The sequence below is a fragment of the Arenicella chitinivorans genome, assembly GCF_014651515.1.
GTDB lineage: Bacteria > Pseudomonadota > Gammaproteobacteria > Arenicellales > Arenicellaceae > Arenicella > Arenicella chitinivorans.
The window spans coordinates 1,007,224-1,021,085 of record NZ_BMXA01000002.1; the positions used below are offsets into that span (position 1 = coordinate 1,007,224).

Genomic DNA, 13,862 nt, shown 5'->3' on the forward strand with positions numbered 1-13,862 from the left:
AAGCCTGAGAAACGGTGCTACGTTTCACAATGCAGTTTGCTGGCTCACACGCAGCTTTTGCCACTGATTTCGGCCTGATGATATGAATGTGACGCCGAGTGCAGTAAAGTAAAACGCAAATTGAATCAGTTTGCTAACTTTCATGGCTTCTCTCAGTGACCCCATCCGACAGGCTGTCAGACAACATATTGCTCAACACCAGCTGCCACCCGAATTCTTTGCCACCGTCGAAACGTTTTACCTACCGCTCGCTGAAGGGCTTGCCAACAGCACGGTGGATGGCAAATGTTTTTTACTCGGAGTGCAAGGTTCGCAAGGCAGTGGCAAGAGTACCTGCGCAGATTTTCTCAAACTGCTGCTAACTGAGGTGTTTGGCAAGCGTGTGCTGGTCGCCTCGATTGATGATTTTTATCTTACCCGCGCTGAACGCCAGGTGTTGAGTGACACGGTGCATCCGTTGTTTATTACCCGAGGCGTGCCCGGAACCCATGCGGTAACGATGATCCAGCAGATGTTCGACAACGCTGCTGGGGATCAGGCATTTCGGGTGCCTGTGTTCGATAAATCCATTGATGATCGCGCACCGCAAGACCAGTGGCAACAAGTCCAAGGCCCGTTCGATGTGGTCATTCTGGAAGGCTGGTGCGTGGGCATTGGGCCGCAAACGCCCGAGGCTTTGCAAGAACCCATTAATGAACTGGAGCGGCAGGATGACCCCGATGGCGTCTGGCGCGCCTACGTCAACAATGCATCCGCGAGTGATTACGCCGATCTGTATGCGCGTCTGGATGCGCTGGTCGCATTGCAAGCGCCGAGCTTTGATTGCGTGTATGGCTGGCGATTATTACAGGAGCAAAAGATGATTGCGCGTCTGGTGCTTGAAGGGCGCGATGCGTCGCAAGCGCAAACCCCAGCCCAGATCGAACGTTTTATTTCACATTATCAACGGCTTACCGAACACGCGCTCGCCACCATGCCGGCCCAAGCTGATTGGTTGCTGGAATTGAATGCCCAACATGGCTTTAAGTCGCTACGGGGGCCACAATGAGTACGCGCTTGATAGTCTCCACCGATCTGGACGGTACTTTACTCGATCACCACACTTACAGCTTCGACGCCGCGCTCCCTGCGTTAGCACTGTGCGCGCAGCAAGATGTACCGGTACTGTTGAATACCAGCAAAACCTTGGCCGAGGTCATCACACTACAGCAGGCAATCGGTCTGTCGACCCCATTGATCACAGAAAACGGCAGTGCGTTGACGGTGATGGGTGAGGCAAATATCGCCATCGAGGCAGACTCGAACGGACCCAAAGTGGTGACCAAAAATGGCATGACCTCGTATGTTTTCGGTGTCACGCGAGAGCGAATTTTGTCCTTCATCAATGCTGTACGCCGCGATACCGACTGGCAATTCGTCGGCTTCAACGACTGGAGCGTGGCCGAGATCGCTGAGCACACCGGCTTGTCCCTAGAAGCTGCGGAGCAAGCCGCACAAAAACAGTATTCCGAGCCGATTGTGTGGCAGGGGAGTGACGAGGAACTCGTGCAATTTGAAGCACAGGTGCAAGCCGCTGGCTTTTCGTTGTTAAAGGGCGGTCGCTTCTACCATATTCAGGGGCAAACCGACAAAGCCAAACCGCTGTTGTGGTTAAAAACCGTGCCGCAGTTGCTGTGGCCCGATAGCGATGGAAATTCAACGCCGAAGTTGATATGTTTAGGTGATAACCACAACGACGTGGCTATGCTCAACGTTGCTGATTTTCCCGTTTGCGTGCGCTCGCCGGTCGCAGACTTCCCGCCGTTATCCTCCGACCATCCCGTGCTGTATACCCAAGGCCTGGGTCCCATCGGCTGGAACGAAGCAATGCACCAACTACTAACCACTTAATCCCGTTCGAGAATTTCATGGCTGATTTCTATCAAAATGGCATCATCACAACCCTGCACAATCTGCATCAGCGTAGTTTAGACGAGCTTGAAGACGAACTGCGCTCGTTTCAGCGCAAGCGGCCCATGAGCCTGGTGCTGCCATCGCTGTATTCCGAATTGGAAGGCGAAGCCTTGCCGAACATAGTGCAGGAGTTGAGCAAAGTCGATTATCTGGACGAAATCGTGATCGGGCTGGATCGTGCTACCGAAGAGCAATATCGCCACGCGCTGGAGTTCTTTAAACCACTCAATCAAAACTTCAAAGTGTTGTGGAATGACGGGCCACGACTGCAAGCGATCGACGCCAAATTACAAGCCAAGAATCTCGCACCCAAAGAACTGGGTAAGGGCCGCAATGTGTGGTTTTGCTTCGGCTACGTTTTGGCCGCGGATCGTGCACAATCGGTGGCACTGCATGATTGCGACATTGTGACCTACGACCGCAGCTTATTAGCGCGACTGTTGTATCCAGTCGCTAACCCCAACTTTAATTACAAGTTCTGTAAAGGGTTTTACGCCCGCGTGGCCAGCGGCAAAATGCATGGCCGTGTAACCCGTTTGCTGGTGACGCCCTTAGTGCGCGCACTTAAAAAAGTCTACGGTCAAAACGATTATCTGGATTACATCGACAGCTTTCGTTATCCGCTGGCAGGCGAGTTTTCGTTTCGCACCGACGTGATCAACGATCTGCGCATTCCGAGTGACTGGGGACTGGAGATCGGCGTGTTGTCAGAACTAAACCGCAACTACGCCAACAACCGCATTTGTCAGGCCGACATTGCCGACACCTACGACCACAAGCATCAGGACTTATCGCCAGACGACGCCGCTCGTGGCCTGTCAAAAATGTCGATCGACATCTGCAAAGCCCTGTTCCGTAAATTGGCCACCAATGGCGTGGTGTTCAATGCCGAAACCTTCCGCGCGATCAAAGCCACGTACTACCGAATTGCGCTCGACTTTGTGGAAACTTATTACAACGACGCACAGATGAACGGCCTGACCTTGGACATCCACCGTGAAGAAGCCGCCATCGAAATGTTCGCCGAAAACGTGTTAAACGCAGGGCATGACTTTCTCGAAAACCCGATGGAGACGCCGTTTATTCCAAGCTGGAACCGCGCCATCAGTGCGATTCCAGACATTCAGGAGCAGTTGTTAGCGGCGGTGGCCGAAGACATGGCAGAGTATCAATAACGCGAACGGGTAAACGGGGTCAGCAGCGATGAGTTTTTCAGTATCTCGGCCATTATTACCGGTGGTCATCGATCATTTGTGTCGGATTTATCCTGACGAAGACAACAACACGCTGGCCAGCCGCATTCTCGAGGCCATGCACCTGGAGCAGGGCGCCTTCACTGCTGAACTGCATCAAAACAAATGGAGTGAGTCCGACCTCTGGGTGATTACCTATGGCGATTCCATCCTGCATCCTGACGAAGCGCCACTCAAAACACTGAAGCGCTTTAGTGACCAGTACCTCAAACCCGAAGTCTCTGGCCTGCATATTCTGCCGTTCTTTCCGTACAGCTCTGACGACGGCTTTGCGGTGATTAATTACGCACAGGTAAACGAGAGCCTAGGCGACTGGCCCGACATCGAAGCGATTGGCGCGGACTACGACCTGATGGCCGATCTAGTCATCAACCACTGCTCACAACGCAGCCAATGGTTTGAGAATTTCAAACAACGCAAAGACCCCGGCAAAGATTATTTTGTGGAGGCAGACCCAGAAACCGATCTGTCAGAAGTCGTGCGGCCCCGCACCTCGCCGTTATTGTGTGAGACGCAAACTCTGGATGGCATTCGCCATGTGTGGTGCACCTTCAGTCACGACCAAGTGGACCTCGACTTTGCCAATCCCGAACTGCTGATCGAAATGGTGCGCATCATCCGACGCTATCTGGAGCAGGGCGTGCGCATCTTTCGGTTAGACGCCGTGGCCTTTGTGTGGAAAGAAATCGGCACCAACTGCGTACACCTGCCGCAAACGCACGAACTCGTGCGCTTGCTGCGCACCTTGATCGAAGCGCACACCGAAGCGGCCATTGTGATTACCGAAACCAATGTGCCGAACCATGAGAACCTCTCCTACTTTGGTAACGCCAACGAAGCCCACGCAATCTACAATTTCTCCTTACCGCCGTTGTTATTGCACGCCCTGGTCACTGGCACCAGCGCGCATTTGAAACGCTGGCAAATGAGCATGCCACCTGCGCAAACCGGCACCTTCTATTTTAATTTTATCGCCAGTCACGACGGCATCGGTCTGCGCCCGGCAAATGGTTTGTTGAGTCAGGAAGATCTCGACGAGTTGGTTAACACCATGCAAAGCTTCGGTGCGCGCATCTCCTGGCGTGCCGTCTCCGGTGGCACCAATGAGCCATACGAAATCAACGTCGCACTATACGATGCCCTACAAGGCACCAGCAAAGGCCCAGACAAATGGCAGCAACAACGCTTCCTCTGCGCACACGCGGTCATGCTGGCCCTTGAAGGCGTGCCCGGCATCTACATTCACAGCCTGCTGGCAACGCAAAACGACTACGACAAACTCGAACTCACCGGCCACAATCGCAGCATCAACCGCCACCGCTGGGACTACGACGCGCTCACCGCCAAACTGCTCGATCAAGCCAGCCACCATTCGCAGTGCTTCACTGCTATGAAAAACCTGCTCAAGATTCGCAGCCAACAACCCGCATTCCATCCCAACGCCTTTCAGGCCGTACTGCACCTAGGTGACGAGATCTTCGCCTTCTGGCGCCAAAGCCTGAATCGCAACCAAAGCATCTTCTGCCTGCACAATATGACCGACGAAATCGTCGAAGTCCCAATCAACTCCATCAACCTCACCAGCCTCGACGTCTGGCAAGACCTAATCTCCGGTGACACCTACTCATTCGAAGACGAATCACTGCATATCCCGCCATATGGGTTTGTTTGGTTGACGAATCGGGGTTGAGTTGGTCAAACAAACGTAAGATCGCCACGCTGCGCTAGCAATGACGCTCTACGGCAGAGCTTAGGCCTCGTCATACCTCAAGCGCGGGCCTCGTCGTACCTCAAGGCCGAATCTCGTCATTCTGAGCGCAGCGAAGAATCTCAAATCCGAGTTGCTAAAGACCAGCTATTGTCATGCTAGAAACTCCACGGCGACCTCCTGCGCGATAAAGAGGATCAGCACAGATTCGATGCCATTCCGAGCAGACCTGTGGATCAGAAGCTCAGATTCGGTTGAATTTGGCTACTAATTCGGCTCTGACCTCAATAATTATACCGACCCCTATAACTATATGGGTTTGTTTGGTTGACGAATAGATTTTGAGTTGGTCAAATGGTAAAGAGGAGTATTATAGGTTGGTCGATACAGTTCGACCTTCGAAAAATAAGCATACCGGTCTGATGAGATTTAAATGTTGATGATTGACTGTGGATCAGAAATCTGGATTCAATTGGAATTCTGTCAATCGATGTAGGAAACTCATATGATTCAGTTTGAATTAGGCGGAAAATCACATTGATTCTGATGTGAAGTTATACGTTTAAGTCAAAATAATGGGGAACTAAGATGGATGGAGATCGGTTGTACGGAGCCTGGAAGCGTTTTATAAAGCTTATACAGAACGAGTTAGGTCAGCACGATTCAAACAAATTTGAAGTTGGGATCAATATTGCAAAAAAGCTCGAAAATTACCCTCAAGAAAAGTTCGATGAAGTTCTGAGAGATTTCTCAAATGCTCATGAACGAGACTTTGGACAGCTTGATTCACCTGAAGACGTCGTTGTCTCAAGTAATGAAATCTTGGGTGGGTTGGAAGCAGAGCTTGACGGTATATCTGAGGAAGAGGATATACCAGGTGCGGTGGTGATAGCCATTGACAGCATAAAGGATCTTTTAACAAGTCTTCCGCCATGGATATCTAACAGCCTAGTTTTTTTAAAGGAACTATTTCAGTTGTTAGGAATTCGAAAATAACTTTAAAAATTAGTTAGTAAAATGTCTGGAAATGGCAACTTTCAGCTTTTTGTCTAATTGATGAAATGCAAAAGTCGGCTCCATACTAGTAGCGGGCATTCTGTTTAGCTTGATTCTAACTTCTCGCAAAAAGCGAATAAGGTGCTAGTAAATATGGACAGCCACTGCCAAAGAGAAATTTATGCACCGATTCTCGCTAATTTGGGCAGTTTCTGGCGAAGCAATGGCGATCTAAGTGATTTTTAGAGAGGTGAATTGGCCTCTAAGTCAATTAAGGTCAAGCCTTACTCAAAAGATTGGAGTGGGTGCCCGAAATCAACGGATAGAACTTGGCGAAATACAATATTAATTTGGCTCTGATCCCCAAAAACTGCTATTCCGGCCCAAGTCGAGGAACAGTATACGTGCCTATCAGAGACTTTTATGGTATTCGTAAAAGTAAACTAAGACACTGGATTTTTGCTGGGGACATAATATTTGTAAGCACTAGAATTCTACTTTTGCACACGAGTCGGTGTCCTGGAACTATTTTGTTCCTAGCTAGATTAGGATTAAGGCACTATGCCCAGTTGAATGGTTACTGAATACAGGAGATACAGAATTTGATCTTAAATTTGGAGTTACTGAGAACATATGGCGAGGGATGATTTCACACAAAAAATCAAGGATGAATTGGCCAAGCAGGTAGCTCACCGATGCTCTAATCCTGAGCACAGGATAATCACCATCGGACCTTCGGAAGAAGGAAAGTCTAGCAGTATTGGTGAAGCGGCACATATTTGTGCAGCATCTAAGGGTGGGCCAAGGTATGACCGATCCATGACAAGAGAAGAACGTAGGTCAATTGAGAATGGAATCTGGTTGTGCGCGAATTGCGCAAAGGATATAGATAGAGATGTACGGCGTTTTACTGTCGAGGTACTTAAGGAGTGGAAGGGGTTGGCGATTGAAACTGCGCGAGCTGAAAAGGGCAAAAGGTTACCCAGTGACACTGAGACAATTAATACCCTGACGACAGCTTTAAGCGGAAAGGCCACTGATTTACCCGTCAGAGCAGTTACCAATATTCATAACGCAGTTGAGCAAGCTTTACAAAACTTAGACCCTCGATTTAATGTGAATAGCTCTCGGGTAAATGGGGAAACTCATTTCGGAATCACAACTAATGAAAAAGTGCCATTGACGCTCGAAATAGGCGGAATATCCAAAGATGATTTTCTCGATCGCTATCAGTCGGTAATTGATCATGGAGATGAGATCAAAATACGTTCTGATCATGTTAGGGTAACTGGTTCTGGTCTCTTTGAAGCGATCTCTCAAGACGCCGCTGGTGCGATCACCATTTCAGGTAATAAAATCGCGGCCAAGCAAAAGCTCCTATTTGTAAGCCCCAGTAAATCACACCAAGAAGCATTCGACGACATCGATGGAGTTATTGTAGTTGGTACTAAGTCATTCTCGTTTTCGGGGTCGAACTGCGCTGGCCTTTTGTCATTCGCTTATAAAGTTGAACACGGCTTAGAGAGTGACACACAATTTGAGATGAATTTGAAACTTGATCAATGGGATGGGGTTATGATTTTAGATCTGCCCTACTTTGAAAAAGTGTTTAGTTTTTTCAAGCGTCTGTCGGAGGGTTGGAGCTTGTTCGCTACGTTGGAGGTCGACGGCAATGTAGTTTTAAGAAGCGAAGGGAGTCCAATAGCTCAAACGCCAGAAACAAAAAATCTAGCAGATCTACTCTACTATACTAATTGCGCAAGGGTTGTCGCGAGAGCATTGAATATCGATGTCTTGTTTAATAGTAATGTGGCCTTCAATCAGCAGCAATACCGTGACCTTGACGATGCCGCGCAACTCCTTGATATTCCCTTTGTCACTGAAGACAAGAAAGCAAAATTTTCATCTACTATACGGGCGGACAAGAATGCTCAAAATATTCGGCGATTTTTGGAAGCGGACCCGCAACAGAGCGTTTTGAAACTGCCAGAAAACTCAACTGTACATGTATTCGGTGAAGTAATTGAACTTCCAACGAAGATTATTGTGGTTGAGAAGGTTCAAGCATTGGTGAAAACTGATCTAGAAAATATTTGTGAAGGTGACCTTGTAACGATTGACTGGCTACCAGTGGATGGGTTTCGGGTTACGATATGTTTCGAGCGATAGCCAGTAATAGCCTGTACAATATCGAGAGTAAATATGGACAGCCACTGCCCAAAGAGAAATCAGTCGTGGCAAGAGCTAAATATGGACAGCCACTGTCCAAAGAGAAATCTATGCACCAGCTAAATATGGACAGCCACTGTCCAAAGAGAAATCTATGCACCGATTCTCGCTAATTTGGGCTGTTTCTGAGTTAGCCATTGCGATCTAAGTGATTTTTAGAGAGGTGAATTGGCCTAACTAAGTCAATTAAGGTCCAGCCTTAATCAAAAGCGAATTCAAGGCGAGCGACGTACTCACTAACGTGATCGTGTTAGGACTGTGAGTCGCTGGCTTTTATCAGGGCGGACTAGGAGAACGCGGTTGGGTGTTGCTTGTATTAAGCCGACACACACGCCGGTCGATATGCTCACTTCCTACCCAACTTTGAAATCGTTTCTCAAATTCGGTAGTGAGAATCAACCAGGATGCGGCATCGAGGTCGAGACGTTTTAGAATGGGGGGTAGCTTTTCTGATATTCCACCGCGTTTGTCTCGCCGGACACTGCGCCCAGTCCAGTCGACCAGCGCCAGATAGTCTTTGAGCCTGTACGGAATACCGGTGGCGTTCTCTGAAATACCAACGAAGTCCTCCATACCCGTGCTCACCAAAATGCACTCTCTCAATGCATCAATTCGGTACTTTATCGATGTGTGGTCGGATGTTTCGGGCATGGTTGCGTAAACATGGACGGGCGTAAACATGGACAGCCACTGCCCAAAGAGAAATCTATGAAAGGTAAATATGGACAGCCACTGCCCAAAGAGAAATCTATGCACCGATTCTCGCTAATTTGGGCTGTTTCTGACGTAGCAATGGCGATCTAAGTGATTTTTAGAGAGGTGAATTGGCCTAACTAAGTCAATCAAGGTCCAGCCTTAAACAAAAGCGAATTCAAAGCAGTAAATATGGACAGCCACTGTCCAAAGAGAAATCTATGCACCGATTCTCACTAATTTGGGCTGTTTCTGAGTTAGCCATCGCGATCTAAGCGATTTATAGAGAGGAAAATTGGTCTAGCTGGGTCAATTAGTGCGTATACATGGACAGCCACTGCCCAAAGAGAAATCTATGCACCGATTCTCGCTGATTTGGGCTGCTTTTGACGTAGCAATGGCGATCTAAGTGATTTTTAGAGAGGTGAATTGGCCTAACTAAGTCAATCAAGGTCCAGCCTTAAACAAAAGCGAATTCAAGGCGAGCGACGTACTCACTAACGTGATCGTCTTAGGACTGTGAGTCGCTGGCTTTTATCAGGGCGGACTAGGAGAACGCGGTTGGGTGTTGCATGTATTAAGCCGACACACACGCCGGTCGATATGCTCACTTCCTACCCAACTTTGAAATCGTTTCTCAAATTCGGTAGTGAGAATCAACCAGGATGCGGCATCAAGGTCGAGACGTTCTAGAATGGGGGGTAACTTTTCTGAAATTGCACCGCGTTTGTCTCGCCGGACACTGCGCCCAGTCCAGTCGACCAGCGCCAAATAGTCTTTGAGCCTGTACGGAATGCCGATGGCGTTCTCTGAAATACCAACGAAGTCCTCCATTCCCGTGCTCACCGAAATGCACTCTCTCAATGCATCAATTCGGTACTTTATCGATGTGTGGTCGGATGTTTCGGGCATGGTCGCCACGTTGGCACGAATCGGGTTTAAGTCAACATAGGCCATGCACGACAATAAGGCACGTTCGTCCAATAGTGCCTGACTCTTAAAACGACCCTCCCAAAATCGTCCAGTACAACGATCCTCTTTGTTGGCTTGCCGCGCAATGGACTCATTCACAATTCGCATAAACCACGAGATATCCATCAACCGTTTTCGCCAGCGCTTGATATCGCGTCGCAGCACCACCCATTGTTGTTCACTCAAACCCTCGCCGGCCAAAAACCGTTGAGAGAACAGCGTGCCACAGAACAACTGACTCCATCGCTCAACGACTTCACGCTCAGACCAAGCGTCAGCGATATCCGGTCGAACATGCAGCACCACATGGTAATGATTACTCATCACTGCGTAGGAACAGAGTTTGATAGCAAACAATTCAGCGGTTCTCTGAAGTTTTAGTTCGAGCCAACCACGACGGTGTTCATAACTTTTTGCAGTAACTCGATCATAGCCACACAAGTACGCTCGTCGAACACAACGAGAAACACAGTGATAGAAAGGGGTGTCGCTGAGTGACACTAATTGTTTTCGAGGGAGCGCCATCCTGTCTCCGAAATCAGTCCTTTGAAATATTAAGGTCTCATAGAGTCGTGTAGAATTCAAGAGTGGAGTGGGTGTCCATCCAAACCATCCAAAATCAATTCCATCCGCTGTGCTCCCGAATTGCCGCAGAGCTCGGCGTTAGACATAAACAAGTTTCGAGCATGATTGAGGAAATTAAAAAAATATTAGCGGACTTTACGGAAGAGCACTACTGCATGGATGTTGCGGAAGGGGTCCCTATCGACATGAGAAACGGCGATGTAAATGAAGAAGGCTGGGTTGAGTGGAAATTGGTTCCTAGCACAGTTATAGAGTCTGATTTAATGGAGTTGGAGACTAGATATTCTTTCAGGATGCCGCCAACTCTAAAATGCTATCTCATGTCGTATTGCCATCTTTTAGATCAAGTGCATAGCAACAAACACGATGGTCAGCTCATTTTTATGTGTGCATGCCCATCCTCTAATCCGCTAAAAGAGCTGACCGAATTAATAGATGCTTGGTATCCAATTACAAAAGCTGGTTATATGCCTTTCGCTCAGTGGGGCGACGGTTGGGGCCCAATGTGCCTTGATTTGCAGTCAAAATCGAGTGAGCCTAGAGATTATAATATCGTATGGTTTGATCATGAGGAACTTATTCCATTGGGTCAAGAAACCTGTACAAGTCGTCAAAGCATTGTAAGTTTAGCTAAGCCACTGTATCAGTCATTCAGTGAGTTCTTTTATGACGTCTACGCAAAAAATGCCTAATAAACACAACAAGAAATGGGGTCAGAGCCGATTTAATTCCAGCTATTTTTCAATATTAAACCAACTGGGTGTATCAAATTGGGGCTTGGCATTGATGTTCATTTCTGAATATTCGCCTTTAAATACCACTTCTTTTTTATCCATTAAACGAAACTTATGCGGCCACTGAATGCCGTTTTCCAAAGGGCGATAATCCGATTCAAGAATATAACGCCCATCATCAAAAAGCACTTTGCGAATGTGACCAGTGTCGCGATCTAAACCAATTGCAGGCGATAACAGGTCACCTGTATTCATGATCCACCAGCTTTGATCTCTGTGTTCTGGTATATCCAATGGACCTAACAACCTGAGCTCATCACTGCGCAAAAAACTTAAGAAGTTTAAATCCATATTATTCAAAAGTTGGTTTTGCTTGTTCTTTTTTAATGCTGAAATCTCTCCCTTCTTATGTTGCTCTGAACGTTCAGGAGTTCTTAAATACAATTCTTCTAATTCTGGAAGAGATTGGGCAACATGCTTCTTAGAAAAATCAAAATATGAGCGAGAAACTTTAACTTTCTGTTGGCTATTTATCGTGGTGAGTGTGGTTGAGAATCTATCGATACTGGTGAGTAGTTCTTTCCCACCAAAGGCATTTCTCAACATCTCAAGCATATGTTTTTCTGTCGGTTCTTGTTCTGCGAGATGTTGATGGCGAATAAGAGGTTTACCTGCAAGGATGGTTGTTGCTTTGCCTTTCTCTAAAGCTATTTGGCCGTTGATCAATACATACTCTAATCCCTCTGAATATTGCTGAGAGTTTTCATAAGTGGCTTTATCTTTGAGCTTCGCTAAGTTGAAAATATTAATATCTGCGTAGTGGCCGACAGTTAACCTGCCTCTATCGGCTATGCCGAGAAATTGCGACGGCAGCGATGTCATACCTCGTATTGCAAATGGCAGGCTTATTAATTTTTCATCGACCACAAATTTACGTATTTTTTTAGTAAAGGCCGCAAAATCGCGCGGATGTCCCTGTCTATCCCCGGCTGGCTCAGAGCCGCCATCGGTACTTGTCATCATCCATTCTTGTGTAGCCAACAAACGAATATTGTTCATATCGTATAGGCCAATGTTCATCACACTCGCATCGTTTTGGGCGCGTACAATTTTGATAACCGTCTCGAACACAGAAAGGTTGTAGGTCTCTGCGACTTCTTTTAAAGTTTTGCCATTGAGTTCAGGGTTGGCGTCGGCAAACATTAGCTTTTCGGCGCCGCCTCTAATATTTAACATACGTTTGCTGTCTTCTCGTATGCGTGCGTTTGTTTTAGGCTCTGTTAACCTGTTGAATAATTGTTCAATGCCACCGGCTAAGGCCCAGTCGGGAAGAGTGTAAGCAAGCAGCGAGCTTCGCGTGGCGATATATGGGTGCTGAGCGGCGACAACGTCAACACCTCGAAGGCGCGCATTATTGATTAGTTTTACACCGATATCTGCGCGACCGTAGTTGTGCCTTCCCTGCGGAGTAAAATGGCTAAAGATAACTCTATTGCCACTTTTCTCTCCGATATCGATGGCCTCAGCAACGGATGCATCATAGCCAATGCCGTCGAGAACAGACCCCATATCTCTATCGTGTGTGTCGTAAACCCCATTGTATTTACGTGCAATAGACGCAACCGAGATAACCTCTTCGGTAGAGGCGTAGGTAGCGGGTCTATAGAATAGACCTGATGATATTCCAAACGCACCTTCTTGCATCCCGCGTTCAATAAACTGTTGCATTGCTTTCAATTGCGCCGGCGTTGGGGCGTCAGCACTCATTCCCAGTACTTTCTGGCGCGCTGCATTAAAACCCACGTAAGAGGCCACATTGGCGCCAATGCCGTGTGCTATGTACTCAGCATATTGTTGTGCAACGACATTGTTACCTTGGCCATCAACACCCAAGACAACAGTTGTTACTCCCTGGTATAACTGCGGCAGCATTTTTCTCGCCTCAGGATGCCCTGGCTCAGCGTGACTGTGCATATCAATAAATCCCGGTGTCACATAAAGTCCGTTGGCTTTGATAACCCGCTTTGCGTTAACTTGGTGGCTATCCGCATCGCCAATAAAAGTAATTCTTTCACCGGAGATGCCAATGTCCTGATATGCCCATGGATTGCCACTGCCATCTAAAACTTTACCACCGACTATCAAGGTATCAACGGTTGTTAAAGGGGCAGCATTGGGCTTGGATGCTGAGATCTCATTAGTGTTAGCCGACAGAGTTTGGGGCACGAAAAGACAGACTACCAATGACGACTGTAAAAACTTTAGCCATATATTCATTGTTGTTTCCTTCTTCTTTGCATAAAAACGAATTCATCCCGGCACGTCGTCGGTATTGTAACCCAGTAAACATAGACAGCCACTGCCCAAAGAGAAATCTATGCACCGATTCTCGCTAATTTGGGCTGTTTCTGATGTAGCAATGGCGATCAAAGTGATTTTTAGAGAGGTGAATTGGCCTAACTAAGTCAATTAAGGCCAAGCCTTAATCAAAAGTGAACTCAAGGCGAACGACGTACTCACTAACGTGATCATGTTAGGACTGTGAGTGCGCTGGCTTTTATTTGGGCGGACTAGGAGAACGCGGTTGGCTGTTGCTTGTATTAAGCCGACACACACGCCGGTCGATATGCCCGCTCCCAACCCAACTTTGAAATCGTTTCTCAAATTAGGTAGTGAGAATCAACCAAGATGCGGCATCGAGGTCGAGACGTTCTAGAATGGGGGTGAAAAATGCGGTCA

At 47.6% G+C, this 13,862-nt stretch carries 10 protein-coding genes; 7 read left to right on the forward strand and 3 right to left on the reverse strand.

From position 1 onward, the window contains the following. Positions 1-142: 142 nt before the first annotated feature. From IE055_RS09685 to IE055_RS09710, 6 genes are all read left to right on the forward strand, one after another. Positions 143-1,048, forward strand: coding sequence for a phosphoribulokinase (locus tag IE055_RS09685; protein ID WP_189400193.1), 906 nt, complete (start codon positions 143-145; stop codon positions 1,046-1,048). Next, positions 1,045-1,890, forward strand: coding sequence for an HAD-IIB family hydrolase (locus IE055_RS09690; protein ID WP_189400195.1), 846 nt, complete (start codon positions 1,045-1,047; stop codon positions 1,888-1,890). The genes IE055_RS09685 and IE055_RS09690 overlap by 4 nt, the downstream gene beginning before the upstream one ends. Before the next feature lie 17 nt (positions 1,891-1,907). Then, entirely contained in the window at positions 1,908-3,128 is a 1,221-nt protein-coding gene (locus tag IE055_RS09695) for a glycosyltransferase family protein (RefSeq protein WP_189400198.1), read from the forward strand. A 28-nt stretch (positions 3,129-3,156) separates the two neighbouring features. Further along, positions 3,157-4,896: an alpha-amylase family glycosyl hydrolase gene (locus tag IE055_RS09700; protein WP_189400200.1), complete on the forward strand. Its 1,740-nt coding sequence runs from the start codon at positions 3,157-3,159 to the stop codon at positions 4,894-4,896. Positions 4,897-5,502: 606 nt separating this feature from the next. Beyond that, positions 5,503-5,910: a hypothetical protein gene (locus IE055_RS09705; RefSeq protein ID WP_189400202.1), complete on the forward strand. Its 408-nt coding sequence runs from the start codon at positions 5,503-5,505 to the stop codon at positions 5,908-5,910. Between the two features lie 633 nt (positions 5,911-6,543). Beyond that, positions 6,544-8,079: a hypothetical protein gene (locus IE055_RS09710; RefSeq protein ID WP_189400204.1), complete on the forward strand. Its 1,536-nt coding sequence runs from the start codon at positions 6,544-6,546 to the stop codon at positions 8,077-8,079. Positions 8,080-8,415: 336 nt separating this feature from the next. Here the strand turns inward: IE055_RS09710 and IE055_RS09715 are convergent, their stop codons facing one another. Beyond that, a complete protein-coding gene (locus IE055_RS09715) occupies positions 8,416-8,790 on the reverse strand; it encodes a hypothetical protein (RefSeq protein ID WP_229794223.1) in 375 nt (124 codons plus the stop codon). Between the two features lie 579 nt (positions 8,791-9,369). After that, entirely contained in the window at positions 9,370-10,128 is a 759-nt protein-coding gene (locus tag IE055_RS09720; protein ID WP_189400208.1) for a transposase, read from the reverse strand. A gap of 362 nt (positions 10,129-10,490) precedes the next feature. Between IE055_RS09720 and IE055_RS09725 the strand changes: the two genes are divergently transcribed. Then, positions 10,491-11,081, forward strand: coding sequence for a hypothetical protein (locus tag IE055_RS09725; protein WP_229794224.1), 591 nt, complete (start codon positions 10,491-10,493; stop codon positions 11,079-11,081). Between the two features lie 42 nt (positions 11,082-11,123). Here the strand turns inward: IE055_RS09725 and IE055_RS09730 are convergent, their stop codons facing one another. Beyond that, positions 11,124-13,400, reverse strand: a complete 2,277-nt coding sequence (locus IE055_RS09730) for an N-acyl-D-amino-acid deacylase family protein (protein WP_189400212.1) — start codon at positions 13,398-13,400, stop codon at positions 11,124-11,126. Positions 13,401-13,862: the final 462 nt, after the last annotated feature.